Genomic DNA, 17,100 nt, shown 5'->3' on the forward strand with positions numbered 1-17,100 from the left:
CAGGGCCCGTGGGTTAATGGGCGCATGGTGATCCGCTGGATTGTTGCCGCAATCGGTTTGGCGCTGGCCGCGTTGCTGGCCGTGATCACGTTCGTGATCGCCTGGTCGGATATTCCAGCGCGACTGATTTCACTCTCGTTGCTGGTCAGCAATTTCGGATTCTATTTGCTGCCGGCGGGCCTGCTGGGCCTCGGAATCAGCGCGATACTGCTGCAACGGCGCAATTCCGGCGCACTGCGAATTACCGGCAAGCTGGTCGGCGTCGTGTGCGTGGTGGCGATGATCGCCGCGTGCTTTCCGCTGGTCGCCTCCTGGCGGGAGGCGCACCGGCGTGGCGCCGAATTGTCGGTCATGGACTACCTCACCGGCGGATCGAACAACGGCAAACCGCTGGAATCGATGTCGACCACCTACGCCACCGTCGACGGCACGAATTTGCTGCTGGATCCGAAACTTCCGTCCCGCGCCTCGGACACCCCGCGCCCGGCGGTGGTGTGGGTGCACGGCGGCGGCTGGTCGGAAGGCGACCGGGGTGAGGCTCCGCGGTGGCACCAATGGCTCAACGACAAGGGCTACGCGGTGTTCGCCATCGAATACCGGCTGGCGCCGCCGGCGCGCTGGAACCAGGCGCCCGGTGATGTGAAATGCGCTGTGGGCTGGGTCAAGCAGCACGCGCGGGAGTTCGGCGTGGATCCGGAGCGGGTCATGCTGGCGGGCGGCTCGGCGGGCGGAAACCTCGCCCTGCTGGGCGGTTACGCCGATGACCGGGTGTCGCCGAGTTGCCCGGTGGGCGACACCGCCGTGCGCGCGGTCGCCGCGTTCTATCCGCCGGCCGACCTGGCATTGGGCTACCGCGACTCCGGCGACCCGGATTACGCGCGAAAAGTGTTGCGGGACTACATCGGCGGCACCCCGGAGGAGTTCCCGGACCGGTACGCCGCGGCCTCGCCGATCACCTACGTCCGCCCCGGCGTCCCACCGACCCTGCTGCTGCACGGCACCCGGGACCACATCGTCGCCTACGCCCAGTCCGAGCTGCTGGCGGCGAAGCTGGAAACCGCAGGGGTGCAGCATGATCTGCTGCCGATCCCCTACGGCGACCACGTCTACGACTTCAGCTGGGGCGACTGGGGCACCCAGATCACCCGTCAGGTGTTCGCCCGGTTCCTCGACCGGCACTTCCCGGCGGCCTGACCCTCACTTCCGGACGACGCGCTCGCCCTCGCCCGGCTTCCAGATGGTGATGGCGAGCTGGTCGTCGGTGGCCTCGACGCACGAGGCACCGCTCAGGTCGGCTACGTAGAAGTGGTCGAACTCCTGACCACGGATGTCGAAGCCCGATTCCTCGAACAGGTCCTGCGCGAAGCGGGCGTGCACCTCCTTGTCCGGAAGGTCGGTGACCGTGCCGAAGAGTTTGGCGTCGCCGTCGCCGACCATGGTGTCAACGGTGGCGGTGTGCAGACAGAACCGGGGGTCGCGCTCCAGGTCCTGGAATTTGGTGGTGTTCGGCATGCCCGCGATCACCAGCATGCCGTCGAAGACGCGCGGTTCGATCGGGCTGATGCGCGGGGATCCGTCGGCGCGCAGGGTGGCGAGCAGGCAGAGATTGCCCGTCGCTTTGTGCCGCCGGTGGAACACGGACGCGATTTTCGGTGCTTCCTGGACGAACTCGCTCCAAAGGGTCATGTCAGCAACCGTACGAGCCAACCTTGACACCCTATGTCAGGTTATCTGGCTAGTCTCGAGAGATGCGTGCGAGCCGACTGGTGCAACTCCTCCTGCTGCTGCAGACCCGCGGCCGGGCCACCGCACCGGAACTCGCCGAGGCCCTGGAGGTGTCGGTACGGACGGTGTACCGCGACGTCGAGGCGCTCTCGGAGGCGGGGGTTCCGGTGTACAGCGAGCCCGGCCGGCTGGGCGGCATCCGGCTGGTCGACGGCTATCGCACCCGGCTGACCGGCCTGACCTCGGAGGAAGCCGACGCGGTGCTGCTCGCCGGCCTGCCCGGTGCGGCCGCCGACCTCGGGCTGGGCACGGTGCTCGCGACCGCCCAGCTCAAGGTGCTCGCGGCGCTCCCACCGGAACTGCGCGGGCGCGCCACCCGGGTCGCCGAGCGCGTGCACATCGACGTGCCCGGCTGGTTCCATCGCCCCGAGGAAACCCCGACCCTGGCCACCCTCGCCGACGCCCTGTGGCACGACCGCAGACTCCAGGTGACCTACGGCCGCAAGGACCGCCCGGTCGAACGCCTGCTCGACCCGCTCGGCCTGGTGCTCAAGGCCGGCACCTGGTACCTGCTGGCGCGCCATCGCGACGACATCCGCTCCTATCGGGTGGGGCGCATCTCGTCCGCCCAGCAGACCGGCGAATTCTTCACCCGCCCAGTGGATTTCGACCTCGCCGCGCACTGGGTCGAAGTTCAGGAAGGCTTCGCGCAATCCATGCTGCGCGTGCACGCCCGCTGCCGCATCCGGGCCGATCACGTCCGGCTGCTCCGGCACAGTTTCGATCCCGCCGTCGTCACCGCGGCGCTGGCGTCGATGACCGAACCGGACGCGGACGGCTGGGCCGAGATCGACCTGGCCTGTGAGTCCTATCCCGTTCTCGTGCACAGCATTCTGCCCCTGGGCGCGGCCGCGGAGATCCTGGATCCGCCGGAGCTGCGGGCCGAGGTGGCCGCCATCGCCGCGGCCATGGCCGAGAACTACCGCCGGTGACCCGCACCGGCGGTAGTCCGGCGGCGAATCAGCGCAAGCCGCGGAAGAATTCGCGGACATCGGCAGTCAGCAGATCAGGCGCTTCCATCGCCGCGAAGTGACCGCCGCGGTCGTATTCCTTCCAGTGCACGATGGTGTGCTGCTGCTCGGCGAGGGCCCGGATGGACAGGTCGCCGGGGAAGATCGCGACGCCGGTCGGCACGCCCGAGTTCTTCAATTGCGCACCCCAGGACTCGGATTCCTTGTACAGCCGGATCGAGGACGCGAAGGTCTTGGTGTGCCAATAGATGCTGATCGTGGTGAGCAGCGCGTCCCGGTCCACCGCCCGATCGGGCAGTTCGATGGCCGGATCGGTCCAGCGCTGGAACAGATCCACCAGCCAGGCCAGCAGGCCGGCAGGTGAATCATGCAGCCCGATGGCCAGGGTCTGCGGCCGCCCGGCCTGCACCATGGCATAGCCGAATCTGGTGAAACTGCCCTCGCCCGTGAGCTCTTCGAGCCGCGCCTTGTCGGCGTCGCTGTATTCGGTTCCGCCGCCCCAGGATTGGTCCTCCGCACCCCAGGACTGCTCGTCGCCCGCCCCGGATTCTTCGTCCCAGGACGGCATCGTGATCGGGCCGTTCATATGAATGCCGATCACGTGCTCGGCGTCGATGCGCCCCAGCTCCGGCGAGACGAACGAACCGACGTCACCGCCCTGCGCGCCGTAGCGGTCATAGCCGAGCCGCGCCATCAACTGCGCGAACAATGCCGCGTACCGTTCGGTCGAACTCTGGCCGACCTGCTGCGTCGGGCCGGAGAACGCGAACCCGGGCGGCGAAGGGATCACCAGATGAAAAGCGTCGGCCGGGTCGCCGCCGTGCGCCCGCGGGTCGCTCAGCGGCCCGATCACATCGAGGAACTCGGTGTAGGTCGCCGCCCAGCCGTGGGTCAGCAGCAGCGGCAGCGCGTCCGGCTCCGGCGAGCGGACATGCACGAAATGCAGTTGCTGCCCGTCGATTTCGGTCAGGAACTGCGGCAGCTCGTTGAGCCGAGCTTCCTGCGCACGCCAGTCGTAGCCGGTGCGCCAGTACTCGGCCAGCTCCTTCAGGTAGCTGACCGGCATGCCGTAATCCCATCCGACTCCCGGCAGTTCGTCGGGCCACAGGGTGTCGGCCAGCCGGCTGTGCAGCCGATCGAGGTCGGCCTGCGGGATGTCGATGCGGAAGGGGCGGATCTCGCTGTTGCTCATAACCAGAACAGTAGAAGCGTGTTAGGACAGCTCCGTTCCTAAGCAGCTGGCATGCTCGAAGTCATGTTGGAAACCTCGGCGCGACTGCTCAAACTGCTGGCCCTGTTGCAGACCCACCGCGATTGGACCGGCACCGAACTCTCCGAACGCCTCGGCGTCACCGGGCGCACCGTACGCCGGGACGTGGAGCGGCTGCGGGAACTGGGCTATCCGGTGCACGCCAGCCAGGGCACGGCGGGTTACCGGCTGGGCGCGGGGGCGGCGCTGCCGCCGCTGCTGCTCGACGACGAAGAGGCGGTGGCGGTCGCGGTGAGCCTGCGCAGCGCCTCCGACGGCAGTGTCGCCGGTATCGAGGAGGCGGCGGTGCGGGCGTTGAGCAAGCTGGAGCAGGTGCTGCCGCCGCGGCTGCGGCATCGGGTCCGCACACTCAAAGGCGCGACGGTCCGGGTCGGCGCGCCGCGGCCGACGGTGGCGCCGGACACGCTGATGGCGATCGCCGAGGCCTGCCAGCGCCACGAACAGCTGCGCTTCGATTACCGCGCCCACGGTGGCGCGTCCAGCATCCGGAAAGCGGAGCCGCACAGCCTCGTTCACTTCAGCCGGCACTGGTATCTGGTGGCCTGGGATGTCGATCGCGGTGACTGGCGCACGTTCCGGGTGGATCGGCTGACCCCGCGGATACCGACCGGTCCCCGTTTCACGCCGCGGGAACTGCCGGAAAGCGATGTGGCGACCTATCTTTCGCGCCAGCTGTCGGTGCGCACCTGGCCGTATCAGGCGCTGGTATTGCTGCACGTGTCCGCCGAGATCGCCAGCGCGCGGATCTGGCCGGGCATGGGCACGGTCGAAGCGGTCGACGACCACAGCTGCCGCCTGCACGTCGGCGCCGAGACTCCCGAAGCCCTGGTCTGGATGATCTCCTCCTCCGACCTCGATTTCACGCTGCTCACCGGCCCGCCCGAGCTCGTCGCGGCGCTGCGCAGGCAGTCCGCGCGCTGCTCGGGCGCGGTGCGCGAGTTCCCGGAGTAGCCCTCGCGTCGCTGAATCCGGCGGCGGCCGTGCGAATCCGCACTACGATGGAAATCGCCGACAGCTTCCGGACTAGGAGGCGAAGTGTTCGAGAAATTCACCGACCGGGCGCGCCGCGTGGTGGTGCTCGCGCAGGAAGAGGCGCGGGCGCTCAACCACCATGTCATCGGGGCCGAACATCTACTCGTGGCGGTCCTGCGCGAAGCGGAATCCGAAGCGAATTCGCCGACCGCCAAAGCGCTGTCCCGGCACGGCTTTACACCGTCCGAGGCGATCGAGCGGATCGGGCTGGCCGCCGACCCCGACACCGCGGCGACGCCGGAATTCCTGCCCTTCACCGACGGAGCCAAAGCGGCGTTGCAGGCCTCGCTGCGGGAATCGATCGCGCTGGGCCACACCGCGATCACCCCGGATCACGTGCTGCTGGGCATTATTCGCAGTGAATCCGCGCACGTCGACTCCACCGCCGCCGCGGCGATCACCGCCCTCGGGCTCACCGCCGACGAGTTGCGCCGCCCCGTCGGCCCGAGCCGGTTGCAGATGGCGCCGCTGGTCCGGATGGCGTTCCTGCACGCGAACGCCGAAGCGCAGCGGGCGGGTAGCGACCTGGTGGGCACCGAGCACATGCTGCTCGGGCTGCTCGACGCCGATCCGGAACTGGCAAAGCGGGTGTTCGGGGCGCTGGGCGTGGACACCGACGAGGTGACCGCGAAGGTGCGCGGAATCGTCACCGGCACCGACTAGGGCGTCCAATCCACCACCGCACCAAGGGCTTTCACCTGCGCGGCGGCGGGCACGAGTTTCAGCATCGCGTTGCGGACTGCGACCACCGGCGGCCAGGACAGCTGCGCGACCTGCCCGATCCGCCCCGAACGGGCGACGATCATCTGTGTGCGCGGGCGGCGCAGCCGGTCGTAGCGGGTCAGGTCGCCGTCCTCCTTCGCGACCCGGGCGAGCACGATCGCGTCCTCGATGGCCTGGCAGGCGCCCTGGCCGAGATTCGGGGTCATCGCGTGGGCGGCATCACCGACCAGCGCGATGCGTTCGGCGACATAGGTTTTCAGCGGTGGCAGCGCGTAGATATCGTGTTGCAGCACCGCGTCGTCGTCAGCGGCGGCGAGCAGACCCGGGATCGGGTCGTGCCACCTGCCGAAACGACGGCGCAGTTCGGCGCGGCCGTCGGTGCGGGTCCCCTCGGGCAGGTTCGCGGTGGCGTAGCAGTAGACGCGGCCGTCGGCCAGCGCGGCGTAGCCGAAACGTTCACCGCGACCCCAGGTTTCCGCGAGGTCACCGATCGGGGCGGTCGGCGTGACGAGGACTCGCCACGCGGTGTAGCCGGCGTACCTCGGGGCGATCTCGCCGCAGACCGCACGGCGCACGACACTGCGCAGGCCGTCCGCGCCCACGATCAGGTCGGCGGTGGAGCTGCCTGCCGAATGCACGACGGTGCCGTCGGAGCGCGCCTCGCGCACCGAGATACCTGGGCGCAGCGCGGATTCCGGGACCGCGGCCCGCAGCAGGTCGAGCAGGTCGGCGCGATGCAGCAGAATCGGCAGGCCGTAGGTGTCGCGAATCGCGGCGACGTCGGCGCGCGACAGCCAGCCGCCCTTGCTCTCCCGGATACCCGCGGACGCTTCCGCGCGGGCCCGGTCGCGCGCCTGGGCTCCCAAGCCGATCACATCGAGGGCGCGCAGCGCATTGGACCACAGCGAAATTCCCGCACCGACCTCGGCGATCTCCGGCGCCTGCTCCAGCACCTCCACGTCCCAGCCCTGCTGGTGGAACGCCGCGGCCGCCGTCAACCCACCGATGCCGCCGCCAACAATGATCACCTTCGACATTGCCGCTCCCCGCTCTAGTGGAATACGTTCACCGAGCCTATGGTGCCGCTTCGACATCGGTACCGGCAGTGTCCGAGCTCACCGGGTTCCGGCGGGTCAGAAGAAGGTGTGGACGAGGTCGACGACGCGCGGGCGGGCGGCGTTCGCGTCATCGATTACCGGAATCAGGCGCCACTTGTCGAACGCGGTGCAGGGGTGTGAGAGGCCGAGGCGGACGACCGAGCCGATCGGGAGATCGGCCGCTGCCGGGACGCGCAGGAAGGCGTGCTGGTCGGCGAGCTTGGCGACGGTCAGCGCGCCGACCTCCGAAACCGGTTGTGTCCCAACGAGTTGTGGCGTCGGCAGTCCGGAATCGTAAGGGACGTCGCGGCGGCCCGCGTCCAGCAGCGCCAGGTCCGGTTCCGGACGGGACAGCACACGGGCCCAGGCGTGCATGGCCGCGCGTAGCGGGTGCGGGCTGCGATTCGGGGTGAGCGGGGAGACCTCGGAGTACAGGCCGTCGTCGTGGATGAGGTAAGCGCCCGAACGCAGCACGACGGTGGTCGGAACACCGTGTGCGCCTTGCTCGTCCGCGAGGCCGGCCAGGCGTTCGAGAACCAGGTCCTGGTAGGCGCTGCCGCCCGCCGTGACGATCGCGCCGTCCCGGTAACGACCCGCGGCGGCGAGTTCGCGGTGCAGACGGGCGACGTCATCGAGGTAACGGCGCAGTGCCGCCATCGATTCCGGGCTGCGGTCGCGGGCGAGCGCACCCTCGTATCCGCCGACACCCGCCAGCGTCAGGCGGTCCGAGCGCTCGATCGCCGTGGCGATGGCATGGCCCTCCCCGAGCGTGCGGGCGCCGGTACGCGCTTGCGCGCCACCGAGTTCCACCAGGACCCGGATTCGGGCGGAGCCGGGCACAGACCGCAGCTGGTGATCCATCAGCTCGACCGTGGCGACGCTGTCGGCCCAGCAGACGAACTCGAAAGCCGGGTCGCGTGCCAATTCCCCGGCGATCCAGCGCAATCCGAGCGGATCGACCAGCGCGTTGGCGAGCACGATGCGGCGCACCCCGAACGACCGCGCGACCTGCGCCTGCCAGGGTGTCGCGAAGGTGATGCCCCAGCAACCCGCCGCCAGCTGCTCGGCCCACAGCTGCGGGGCCATCGTCGTCTTGCCGTGCGGGGCCAGGCGGACGCCGGCGGCGTCGGCCAGCTCCGCCATGATCGCCGAGTTGTGGTTCAGCGCCGAGCGATCCAGGGTGAATACCGGCGTCTGGAAATCCTCGAGGCGCGGGCCGGTACCGAGAAACTCGCGGACCGTGCGGCCCCACGCCACCGCCGGCACGCTCTTGTGCTCTGGTCCGAGGACCCGATCGCCCAGCGCCGCGACTGCCCTCTCGTCGATCTCCACAACACTCCTTCCGAACGAAGGTCACACCCTAGCGGCCGCCTGGCGAATCTCGCGCGAACCAGCGGACTGGCCAGTACGGTGCGGGCATGGGTATTCAGCTATCCGAACGGGTCCGCGCACTCGTCGACGCCGCCAACTACGCGACGCTGTGCACGATCAACGCCGACGGCAGCCCGCAGAGCTCCGCGATGTGGATCGGGCTCGACGGCGACGACCTGGTGTTCTCGACCGTCGCCGGCCGCCGCAAAGAGCGCAATATCCGGCGTGATCCCCGGGTGAGCGTGACGATCATGCTGCGGTCGGACCCGGAGGCGTACGCCGAGATCCGCGGGCACGCGACCATCGTCGAGGACGGCGGCCGCGAACTCGACGACAAACTCTCCTGAAAGTATCACGGCCGGCCGGCCGGCGACGACGCGCCCGGAGCGGTGCGCGTCGTCGTACGGGTGACACCGGAGAAGGTCACCGGCTACATCACCTAACCGGAGTTGCGCAGGGCGGTGGCGAGGCCGTTCATGGTGAGCAGGATGCCGCGCTTCACCAGATCGCTGTCGTCGCCGGAGCGCAGGCGGCGCAGCAGCTCGACCTGCATCTGGTTCAGCGGCTCCAGATAAGGGAAGCGGTTGTGGATGGACTCGGCCAGCGAAGCGTTGTCGGCCAGTAGCTGATCGTTGCCGGTGATGGCGGCGTGCATGCGGACGGTGCGGGCATGCTCGTCGCGGATCATCTCGAAGATGGTGTCGCGCAAGGTCTTGTCGTCGACCAGGTCGGCGTAGCGGGCGGCGATCTCTAGGTCGGACTTGGCCATCACCTGGGCCAGATTGGACAGGACGGTGCCGAAGAACGGCCAGCGCCGGTACAGGTCGGACAGGGTGGCCAGGCGTTCGGGATCGTCGCCCACCCACTCTTCGAGCGCGGTGCCGGTGCCGTACCAGCCGGGCAGCATCACGCGGGCTTGGCTCCAGGCCATCACCCACGGGATGGCGCGCAGGTCCGACACCGAGTTGGTGGGTTTGCGGGAGGCGGGACGGCTGCCGATATTGAGGTCGCCGACCTCCGCGACCGGGGTCGACTGGCGGAAATACTGGACGAAGCCCGGGGTTTCGTGCACCAGCCGGGAGTAGGCGGCGCGGGCGCGGGCGGCCAGGTCGTCCATGAGCGCGTAGGAGGGTTCGGCGTCGGCGCCGAGACCTTCCACGTCCAGCAGGGTCGATTCCAGCGTGCCCGCGATCAGCGACTCCAGATTGCGGTGTGCCGCACGGGGTTCGGCGTACTTGGCGGCGATCACCTCGCCCTGTTCGGTCAGCCGCAGCGCGCCCCGCACGGCGCCGGCGGGCTGGGCGAGGATGGCGTCGTAGCTGCGGCCGCCGCCGCGACCGACGGTGCCGCCGCGACCGTGGAACAGTCGCAGGCGAATTCCCGCCTTGCGCGCGATCTCGACCAGGTCGAGTTCGGCCCGGTACAGCGCCCAGTTCGCCGCGAGATACCCGCCGTCCTTGTTGGAGTCGGAGTAGCCGAGCATGACCTCCTGGCGCATTCCCCTGGCGGCCACCAGATCTCGGTACACCGGTACTTCCAGGGCCGCCGACAGCGTCGCCGCGCCCGCGCCGAGATCCTCGATGGTTTCGAACAGCGGCACGATGCCCACCGTGCAGCTGGGCCCGCCGTCCGGCGGTCCCGGATCGAGCAGGCCGCCCTCTTTGAGCAGCAGCGCGGCCTCGAGCATGTCGCTGACCGAAGTGCACATGCTGATGATGTAGTTCGGAATCGCCTCCGCACCAAGGGTTTCCACTACCTCGGTGGCGGCGCGGACGATACCGAGTTCCTTGGCGGCGAGTTCGCTGAGCCGGGCGTGCGGGCCGAGCAGCGGGCGGCGGGTGCGCAGTTCCGCGGCCAGCAGCTCGACGCGCTGCGCTTCCGGCAGGCTCGCGTAGTCGGAATGCACACCGGCCCAGGCGAATATCTCCGCGACGACCTGCTCGTGCACCTCCGAGTTCTGCCGCATGTCCAGACCCTGCAGGTGGAAACCGAAGGTCTCCACGGCATTTCGCAACGCGGCCAGGCGGTCGTCGGCGAGCAGATCGTCGCGGCTGGCGCGCAGCGAGGCGTCGATCGCGTCGAGGTCGTCGAGGACCGCGCGCGGCGACGGATACGGCTCGACCCCGTCGATCCGACCGGCCAGCCCGTAGGCGGGCGCGCTGCCGAGAGCACGCTCCGCGGTGACCGTGAGCCGGGCCCGGATCGCGTGCAGCGCACGACGATACGGTTCGTCGGCATGCACCAGCGGGTCCGCGTAACCGCCGTCCGCCAGCGCGGTCACCGCCGGCGACACCTCGGCCAGCCGCGCCGACAGCGACAGCGACTTCTCCAGCTCCACCAGCTCGCGCAGATAATGCCCGAACGCCACCCCGGCGGCCTGCTGCGCCGCGTGGCGTACCACCTCCGCTGTCACATACGGGTTTCCGTCGCGGTCGCCGCCGATCCAGGAGCCGGGCCGCAGCATCGGGCGCGGCAGCAGGTCGGCGCCCGGCCAGCGGGACCGCAGCGCCGCACGGACTTCGGCGTTGATCGCCGGGATCACCTCCAGCAGGGTGAGCTCGTAGTACCGCAGACCCACCGCGATCTCGTCTTGAATCCGCAGGCGCGCCAGCCGGATCAGCGCCGTCCGCCACAGCGCCAGCACCTGCCGGCGGATCTGCAACTCGAAATCGGCGCGCTCGGCCTCGGTGTCGTCGTAGCGCTGCCGCATCCGCATCAGGTCGGTGATGCGGGTCTGCACGTCGAAGACGGTGCGGCGGCGAGTTTCGGTGGGATGCGCGGTGATCACCGGGGAGACCAGCGCGTCCACCAGCAGATCGGCGACCTGAGCGCCGTCGAGGCGGGCCGCGTCGAGTTTGCGGTAGGTGGCGGCCAGCGACGAATCCTGCGGCGGCTCACCGGCCGCCACATGCGCGGCCCGGCGGCGATCGCGCTGAATGTCCTCGGCCAGGTTCGCCAGCAGGACGAAGTAACTGAACGCACGGATCAGCGGGATCGCGGTCTCGATATCGACGCCGGCCAGGATGTCGGCGACGGCGCTGCGTCCCACCTCCTCGCGCCGCACCCGGAAGGCCTCGATGCGCACCCGCTCGATGAGGTCGAACACTTCCGGACCCTCATGATCTCGGATGGTCTCACCGAGCACGCCACCCAGAAACCGGATGTCGTCGCGCAGCGGCCGGGTCGCGTCCTGTGCTGATTCGATCCGCGATTCGGTCATACCCCGACCCTACTTGCGGTTGATCTTTCCGGCCGGAGCGACCACGCGGTAGCCTGCCAGGCATCGGGCGGTCAGGAGTGAGGTCGATCATGGTGGAGCAGAACCCCCTGAGTGTCAGCGGCCGGTTCGCGAATTTCGGCAGCACTCATCTGACCGGAATCAGCAAATTGTCCGGGCGGGTGCACCAGCGCCTGTACCACCGCTTCGGCGGCACCCGGTTCGGCAAGTGGATGAACCGCCCGGTGTTCGAACTGACGGTCGCCGGCCGCAAATCGGGCGCGCCCCGCGCGGTCATCCTGATGCTCGTCCGCGACGGCGACGACCTACTGGTCTGCGGCTCCTTCGGCGGCCGCCCCACCGCCCCGGCCTGGTGGCACAACCTGGTCGCCGCAGGCGGCGGCACCGTCCGGGTCGGCCGCGACAGCTGGCCCGTCACCGCCCGGGTCATCACCGACCCGGACGAATACGCCGCCCACTGGCGCACCCTCGCCGCCGCCTACCCCGACTTCACCACCTACCAGGCCCTGAGCCCCCGCAAGCTCCCCGTAGCCGTTCTCAGCCGCGCCGCCGCGGGTGATCAGCCCAGGATCTGAGAGAACCGCAGGTGATTGCCCCACGGATCGACGAAGCCGCAGTCCTTCATGCCGTACGGCTGGGTGATCGGCTCCTGCGCCACCACCGCGCCCGCATCCCGCAGCCGCGAGAACGTCGCCTCACAATCGTCGGTCGTAAAGATCAGCGTGCCCTGCGCACCGCCCGCCAGGCGCGCCTGCGCCGCCTGCCGCCGCGGCTCGTCCGGCACCATCTCCGGGACCTCGAGCAAGAACTCGATTGTCGGCTGACCGGCCGGGCCGACAGTCAGCCAGCGGACACCGGCGAACGGCATGTCCTGGCGCACCTCCAGCCCGATGACATCGCGATAGAACTCGAGCGCCTGCTCTTGGTCACCGACCAGCAAGGAGACATGGGTGAGGGCGAGGTCTTTGCCGTTGCTCATTGCATTTCTCTCTGTCGAATCGGAAGGGAAGTGTACAAACTCGGCGGCGGCCGCGGCTACAGCTCGCGGAGGACGCGGGCCGGGTTGCCCGCGGCGAAGACACGGGGCGGGAGGTCGCGGGTGACCACGCTGCCCGCGCCCACCACGGTGTTGTCGCCGACGGTGACGCCGGGGCAGACGATGACGCCGCCACCGAACCAGACATTGTTTCCGATGGTGATCGGCGCGGCCGATTCCCAGCGCTGCCTGCGTAATTCGTGGTCTTCCATGGGATGCAGGGCGGTCAGCAGCTGGCATCGCGGGCCGATCGAGCAGTCGTCACCGATGCTGATCGGCGCACAGTCCAGCAGGATCGCGTCGTAGTTGAGGAAGCTGTTCGCGCCGATCTCGATCAGATAGCCGTAGTCGCACTGGAAGCGCGGCATGATCCACGACCCCTCCCCCAGCTTCCCGAGCAACTCGCGCAGCACCCCGTCCCGGCGCTCGGTCTCCTCCGGCCCGGTCCGATTGAATTCGTCGCACAACCGCTGCGCCCGCCGCCGCTCCGCCACCAGCTCCGGGTCGCTGTCCCGATACAACTCGCCCCGGAGCATCCGCTCCCGCTGTTCGCCCACCCCGTCAGGCTACGGGTTCAAGATCATCTCGGTCAGCTCACCTGGAGGCGGGGAGCCGACAGCCGGTGGACGAGGACTTGCTCGAGCAGGGCGACCAGGACGTCGCGGACCGAGTCCCGCTGGCGGGCATCGCATTCGAGCAGCGGGATCCATTCGTCCAGGCCGAGGGCTTCGCGGACCTCGTCGAGGGCGAAGGCCGGGGCCCGGTCGAAGCGGTTGACCACGACGACGAAGGGGGTGCTGTGCGCTTCGAAGTAGTCGAGGACCGGGTAGCAGTCTTCGACGCGGCCGGTGTCGACCACGATCACCGCGCCCAGCGCGCCGTCGACCAGGTCGTCCCAGAGGAAGACGAAGCGGTCCTGGCCGGGGGTGCCGAAGAGGTAGAGGATCAGCGACGAATCCAAGGTGACGCGGCCGAAGTCCAGGGCGACGGTGGTCTGGGTTTTGCCCGCGTGTCCGCCGGGATCGTCGACGCCGATCGCGACCTCGGTCATGGCGGCCTCGGTGACCAGCGGCTCGATTTCGGAGATGGCGCCGATGAATGTCGTTTTGCCGACGCCGAATCCACCGCTGACGACGATCTTCACCGAGGACGCCAAGGGGCGTTCCGCCGCCGGTGTGCCAATTTCAGAGTGCCCGAACAAGATCCCTGATCCTCTCGATGGCCGCGGTCGACAGTTCCTGCCCATCGCGCACGGTGACATGACCCGCGGCGGCCAGGTCGCTGACGATGACTTTCGCGACGCCCACCGGAACCCGCAGCGCGGTACCGATTTCGGCGATGGAGTGCGGCGCCTGACACAGGCGCACCACCGTGCGTTCCTCGAAGCGCAGCGGGGCGGACAGCGCGGCGGGCGGCGCCTGCACCAGGGTCTCGATCCGCAACCCGTCCACCAGCGGGGTGGTGCGTCCGGCGGTCACGATGAACGGGCGCACGAACGCCTCGTCACGGTCGAAGGTCATCTGCGCAAGGTCTCTCGCAAGTGCGAGATGAGCGCCGGATCGAGCAGCGCACCTGCCCGCTCGGCCAGCACCGCCATCTCGTAACCCACCAGCCCGACATCGCAACCGCCCTCGGCGATCACACCCAGACAGCTCCCGTCACCGAGTGCGGACACCAGCAGGAAACCGCGCTGCATCTCGATCATGATCAGCTTCAACCCGTCGAACGCGTAACTGCGCGCGGCGCTTCGGGCCAGACTCGACAGACCCGACACCATCGCCGCCAGCCGGTCCGCGCCGTTCCGGTCCAGTCCCTCGGACATCGCGATGAGCAGACCGTCGGAGGACACCGCCACGGTGTCGCGCACACCGTCGGTATTGCGCACGAAGTTGGCCAGCAGCCAATTGAAGGTATGCGGATCGGCGGCGGTCGGTAGTTGTGTGGTCATCGGCTCCCCTTCGCGGTGCGCTCTGCTGGTGGCTTGCTTCGGCTGGAATGCATGGTCATCGGCTCTCCACAACGCTCTCCGCGGAATTGCCGCGCTGATGCCCGGCCCGGAACGCCGACAACATGCCGCGCACCTCCTCCGGGGATCGCTCCGGCAACGGCGCGCTCGGGCGTGCGGCCGCTGGACGCTGTGCCGCGTCGATCGACCGAGATCTCTTGGTGCGCTTGACGAGTCCATTCCGGGTTCGCTGGACGCTGTCCGGTTCAGCCGCCGATCGGCTGTCGGCGGGGGCCGCGGTCTCGGCGTCCGACGGAGCGCCGGCGCGGGCCTTCACCGAGGCCGCATGCTTGGGAGAGCGCGTTTTGTCGGCAGGTTCGGCATACAACCCTCGGCCCAGCATTGCCGGTTTCGCGCCGTAGGCCGCAATTTCCGCGGGTTCGGCGCTGTTTGCGGGCTCGACGCTGTTTGCGGGTTCGGCGGCTCGCGATTCGAGCGGCATCGGCTGCTGAGCAGCGGAGGGCGTCGGCTGATCCTTCGCTTCGCCCAGGAGTTCCGGCGGCAGCAGCAGGCGAGCAACCACACCGCTGACCGGGGAGACAGTGAGCTCCACTTCGATACCGAGGCGGCGGGCCAGGCGGCCGACGACGTAGTGGCCGAGGTAGCGGGTGGGGGTGAGCAGGAAGTCGGTGGCGCCGCTGAGGCGGGAATTGGCTTCCGCGAGTTGGTCGGCGGGCATGCCGACGCCGTGGTCGACGACGGCGAGGACGTAGCCCGTGGGGGTCTTGCGGCCGTAGATTTCGACTTCGAGGTCGGGTGGGGAGAAGGCCAGGCCGTTTTCGATCAGTTCGGCGAGCATGTGGGCCAGTTCGCTGCCGACGGCGCCGGTGACGGCGACGTCGTCGATGCGGCGCAGGGCGACCCGGCGGTAGTCGTCGACTTCGGAGAGGCCGGCGCGGATGACGTCGGTGAGCGGGATGGGTGCGGCCCAGCGGCGCGGGCCGGCTTCGCCGACCAGGACCAGCAGGCTTTCGGCGTTGCGGCGCATGCGGGTGGCGAGGTGGTCGAGTTCGAAGAGGTTGGACAGCGCCTTCGGATCCATTTCCTCGCGCTCGAATTCGCTGATCAGGCCGAGTTGGCGGCGTACCAGGTTCTGGTTGCGGCGCGCCAGGTTGGCCATGGATTCGGTGCTGTTGCGGCGCAATAGTGCCTGCTGCGAGGACAATTCGTAGGCAGTGCCCTGAACGCGGTCCAAAGCGTCTGCGACAGCCACGATTTCGACGCTCGCGCCGGGCGGCGTGCGGACCGGAGCGGGTGGGTCGGGCGGGGAGTCGGCGGTCTGCCAGGCCGCGATCACCGCGGGTAGACGCTGCCCCGCGACCTCGTCGGCTTCGGCCGCCAGGGTCGCCAACGGGCGCACGATGGCCCGCAAACTGGCGAAGACCAGGGCGATTTCGACGGCCAGCGCGGTCAGGGCGAGCAGCAGGAACCCACCCAGCTTGATCGCGGCGCTGGTGCGCAGATCTTCGGCGCGGTGCCGCACGGCGGCGCCGACGGCCTGCTGCACCTCACGCTGCGCGTCGATAACGGCCGTCATCTGCGCCCACCAAGTACTCGAGTCCACCGATCGAGCCAGCCGACCCGTGCTGGACGCGATGGCGATGCTTTCGGATTCGGTTGCCCGGACGGCATTTTCGCTGCGCATCGCGGTGTCCAGCAGCGCTTGCTGAGGTCCGGTGGCGTCCCGGCCGAATGCCGCCAGGCCGGCCAGTTTGGCGGCCCGGATATCGAGGAACTGCACGTACTCGCCGGGCGCGAACCCGTCGGCGGCGAAAACGCCGTTCAGGAACCCGCGTTCCCGCGCCGTCTGCTCCTTCGCCTCGGCCAGCGCGTAGAGCGCTTGCAAGCCGTGCCGGACCGCAGCGTCATCGGCCTGATCCAACCCCAGTTCGAGATAGTTCAGCGCGTTGATGGCATCGGTGTAGAACTGGAACGCCGCCGGACGCGCGATACGCCTGGCGTCGACCCGGGCGCGGACATCGGCCAACCCGGACAGGTGGTCGACGGCTTGCCGTACCTGCGATACGCCCGGAGCGTTCCCGGTCAGCGCGGTGTCGAGTGCGCGCAGCGCCCGGTCGGTGTTCCCGCGCTGGTCGGTGACCGCCTGTTCCAGTCGGCCGCCGCCGAGCAGGCCGTTGCTGAGGCCACGTTCGCGCTGCGTCTCGTGCAGGACGTCCTGCACGGCCAGGGCGAGGCCGACCTCGGCGACGGTATCCCCACTGCGCCAATAGGATTGGACTTCCCCAGCGATGGCGACGCCGAGCAGCGCGAACACCAGCGTCAGCGATACCAGCAGGATGCGCGCCAACTGCCCGCGGATGGTGCGCGGCCGGACCAGCCTGGGTACGACAGCTGTTGCCGCACCGGCTGATTCCGGTTTCGGACGTGTACGCACCACCCTGCTCCTCCAACGCGTAGCCGTGGCGGCTCCACGGTGAGCGCACGGAAAAGACAGGGAGCAAATTTCCACAGCGGCTACCCCGTGTCAACGCGCAAATCGGGCAAAACGGACAACGCCTAGAGATGGATACACGCTGGTAATCAACAATTTTCGTAGTTTCGATCCGCTCAC

17 protein-coding genes are annotated in these 17,100 nt (G+C 69.0%); 6 read left to right on the forward strand and 11 right to left on the reverse strand.

Features of this window, described 5'->3' with window-relative positions:
- Positions 1-24 precede the first annotated feature (24 nt).
- Complete coding sequence (locus AB0M14_RS36785) at positions 25-1,194, forward strand: alpha/beta hydrolase (RefSeq protein WP_365004506.1); 1,170 nt, start codon at positions 25-27, stop codon at positions 1,192-1,194.
- Positions 1,195-1,197: 3 nt separating this feature from the next.
- Here AB0M14_RS36785 and AB0M14_RS36790 read toward each other — a convergent pair whose 3' ends face one another.
- A complete protein-coding gene (locus AB0M14_RS36790) occupies positions 1,198-1,686 on the reverse strand; it encodes a pyridoxamine 5'-phosphate oxidase family protein (protein ID WP_365004509.1) in 489 nt (162 codons plus the stop codon).
- A 62-nt stretch (positions 1,687-1,748) separates the two neighbouring features.
- Here AB0M14_RS36790 and AB0M14_RS36795 point away from each other — a divergent pair, with 62 nt between their 5' ends.
- On the forward strand, positions 1,749-2,717 hold the full coding sequence (locus AB0M14_RS36795; RefSeq protein ID WP_365004513.1) for a WYL domain-containing protein: 969 nt from the start codon (positions 1,749-1,751) through the stop codon (positions 2,715-2,717).
- 28 nt (positions 2,718-2,745) lie between these two features.
- Here the strand turns inward: AB0M14_RS36795 and AB0M14_RS36800 are convergent, their stop codons facing one another.
- Positions 2,746-3,948: an epoxide hydrolase family protein gene (locus AB0M14_RS36800; RefSeq protein WP_365004515.1), complete on the reverse strand. Its 1,203-nt coding sequence runs from the start codon at positions 3,946-3,948 to the stop codon at positions 2,746-2,748.
- 63 nt (positions 3,949-4,011) lie between these two features.
- Here AB0M14_RS36800 and AB0M14_RS36805 point away from each other — a divergent pair, with 63 nt between their 5' ends.
- A complete protein-coding gene (locus AB0M14_RS36805) occupies positions 4,012-4,977 on the forward strand; it encodes a WYL domain-containing protein (RefSeq protein ID WP_365004829.1) in 966 nt (321 codons plus the stop codon).
- An 84-nt stretch (positions 4,978-5,061) separates the two neighbouring features.
- On the forward strand, positions 5,062-5,721 hold the full coding sequence (locus AB0M14_RS36810) for a Clp protease N-terminal domain-containing protein (RefSeq protein ID WP_365004517.1): 660 nt from the start codon (positions 5,062-5,064) through the stop codon (positions 5,719-5,721).
- Here AB0M14_RS36810 and AB0M14_RS36815 read toward each other — a convergent pair.
- Together AB0M14_RS36815 and AB0M14_RS36820 are read right to left on the reverse strand one after the other, a co-directional pair.
- Complete coding sequence (locus AB0M14_RS36815; RefSeq protein WP_365004521.1) at positions 5,718-6,818, reverse strand: FAD-dependent monooxygenase; 1,101 nt, start codon at positions 6,816-6,818, stop codon at positions 5,718-5,720. The genes AB0M14_RS36810 and AB0M14_RS36815 overlap by 4 nt on opposite strands.
- 96 nt (positions 6,819-6,914) lie before the next feature.
- Entirely contained in the window at positions 6,915-8,210 is a 1,296-nt protein-coding gene (locus AB0M14_RS36820; protein WP_365004524.1) for an amino acid deaminase, read from the reverse strand.
- 86 nt (positions 8,211-8,296) lie between these two features.
- On the opposite strand from AB0M14_RS36820, the gene AB0M14_RS36825 reads away from it, so the two are divergent.
- Positions 8,297-8,596, forward strand: a complete 300-nt coding sequence (locus tag AB0M14_RS36825; protein ID WP_365004526.1) for a PPOX class F420-dependent oxidoreductase — start codon at positions 8,297-8,299, stop codon at positions 8,594-8,596.
- 92 nt (positions 8,597-8,688) lie between these two features.
- On the opposite strand, the gene ppc is transcribed toward AB0M14_RS36825, so the two are convergent.
- Entirely contained in the window at positions 8,689-11,469 is a 2,781-nt protein-coding gene (gene ppc / locus AB0M14_RS36830) for a phosphoenolpyruvate carboxylase (RefSeq protein WP_365004528.1), read from the reverse strand.
- 89 nt (positions 11,470-11,558) lie between these two features.
- Here ppc and AB0M14_RS36835 point away from each other — a divergent pair, with 89 nt between their 5' ends.
- Complete coding sequence (locus AB0M14_RS36835) at positions 11,559-12,062, forward strand: nitroreductase/quinone reductase family protein (RefSeq protein ID WP_365004533.1); 504 nt, start codon at positions 11,559-11,561, stop codon at positions 12,060-12,062.
- Here AB0M14_RS36835 and AB0M14_RS36840 read toward each other — a convergent pair.
- Genes AB0M14_RS36840 through AB0M14_RS36865 form a run of 6 tightly spaced genes read right to left on the reverse strand, consistent with a single transcriptional unit; the run spans position 12,047 to position 16,923 of the window.
- Positions 12,047-12,466 (reverse strand): VOC family protein, encoded by a 420-nt coding sequence (locus AB0M14_RS36840; RefSeq protein WP_365004536.1) that lies wholly within the window; start codon positions 12,464-12,466, stop codon positions 12,047-12,049. The two genes, AB0M14_RS36835 and AB0M14_RS36840, sit on opposite strands and share 16 nt — an antisense overlap.
- Positions 12,467-12,522: 56 nt before the next feature.
- Positions 12,523-13,080 (reverse strand): sugar O-acetyltransferase, encoded by a 558-nt coding sequence (locus AB0M14_RS36845; RefSeq protein WP_365004539.1) that lies wholly within the window; start codon positions 13,078-13,080, stop codon positions 12,523-12,525.
- Positions 13,081-13,112: 32 nt separating this feature from the next.
- Positions 13,113-13,679, reverse strand: a complete 567-nt coding sequence (locus AB0M14_RS36850; protein ID WP_365004832.1) for an ATP/GTP-binding protein — start codon at positions 13,677-13,679, stop codon at positions 13,113-13,115.
- 28 nt (positions 13,680-13,707) lie between these two features.
- On the reverse strand, positions 13,708-14,043 hold the full coding sequence (locus AB0M14_RS36855) for a DUF742 domain-containing protein (RefSeq protein WP_365004542.1): 336 nt from the start codon (positions 14,041-14,043) through the stop codon (positions 13,708-13,710).
- Positions 14,040-14,471, reverse strand: a complete 432-nt coding sequence (locus tag AB0M14_RS36860) for a roadblock/LC7 domain-containing protein (protein WP_365004545.1) — start codon at positions 14,469-14,471, stop codon at positions 14,040-14,042. Before AB0M14_RS36860 ends, AB0M14_RS36855 begins: the two co-directional genes overlap by 4 nt.
- Before the next feature lie 55 nt (positions 14,472-14,526).
- On the reverse strand, positions 14,527-16,923 hold the full coding sequence (locus AB0M14_RS36865) for a nitrate- and nitrite sensing domain-containing protein (protein WP_365004548.1): 2,397 nt from the start codon (positions 16,921-16,923) through the stop codon (positions 14,527-14,529).
- Between the last annotated feature and the right edge of the window lie 177 nt (positions 16,924-17,100).

The organism is Nocardia sp. NPDC051832 (assembly GCF_040681285.1).
Taxonomy (GTDB): Bacteria; Actinomycetota; Actinomycetes; order Mycobacteriales; family Mycobacteriaceae; genus Nocardia.

Bases quoted from the DNA above. Each gene is read 5' to 3' on its own strand.
- AB0M14_RS36785 (WP_365004506.1), top strand. From the start codon at position 25: ATGGTGATCCGCTGGATTGTTGCCGCAATCGGTTTGGCGCTGGCCGCG.
- AB0M14_RS36790 (WP_365004509.1), bottom strand. From the start codon at position 1,686: ATGACCCTTTGGAGCGAGTTCGTCCAGGAAGCACCGAAAATCGCGTCC.
- AB0M14_RS36795 (WP_365004513.1), top strand. From the start codon at position 1,749: ATGCGTGCGAGCCGACTGGTGCAACTCCTCCTGCTGCTGCAGACCCGC.
- AB0M14_RS36800 (WP_365004515.1), bottom strand. From the start codon at position 3,948: ATGAGCAACAGCGAGATCCGCCCCTTCCGCATCGACATCCCGCAGGCC.
- AB0M14_RS36805 (WP_365004829.1), top strand. From the start codon at position 4,012: ATGTTGGAAACCTCGGCGCGACTGCTCAAACTGCTGGCCCTGTTGCAG.
- AB0M14_RS36815 (WP_365004521.1), bottom strand. From the start codon at position 6,818: ATGTCGAAGGTGATCATTGTTGGCGGCGGCATCGGTGGGTTGACGGCG.
- AB0M14_RS36825 (WP_365004526.1), top strand. From the start codon at position 8,297: ATGGGTATTCAGCTATCCGAACGGGTCCGCGCACTCGTCGACGCCGCC.
- ppc (WP_365004528.1), bottom strand. From the start codon at position 11,469: ATGACCGAATCGCGGATCGAATCAGCACAGGACGCGACCCGGCCGCTG.
- AB0M14_RS36835 (WP_365004533.1), top strand. From the start codon at position 11,559: ATGGTGGAGCAGAACCCCCTGAGTGTCAGCGGCCGGTTCGCGAATTTC.
- AB0M14_RS36840 (WP_365004536.1), bottom strand. From the start codon at position 12,466: ATGAGCAACGGCAAAGACCTCGCCCTCACCCATGTCTCCTTGCTGGTC.
- AB0M14_RS36855 (WP_365004542.1), bottom strand. From the start codon at position 14,043: ATGACCTTCGACCGTGACGAGGCGTTCGTGCGCCCGTTCATCGTGACC.
- AB0M14_RS36860 (WP_365004545.1), bottom strand. From the start codon at position 14,471: ATGACCACACAACTACCGACCGCCGCCGATCCGCATACCTTCAATTGG.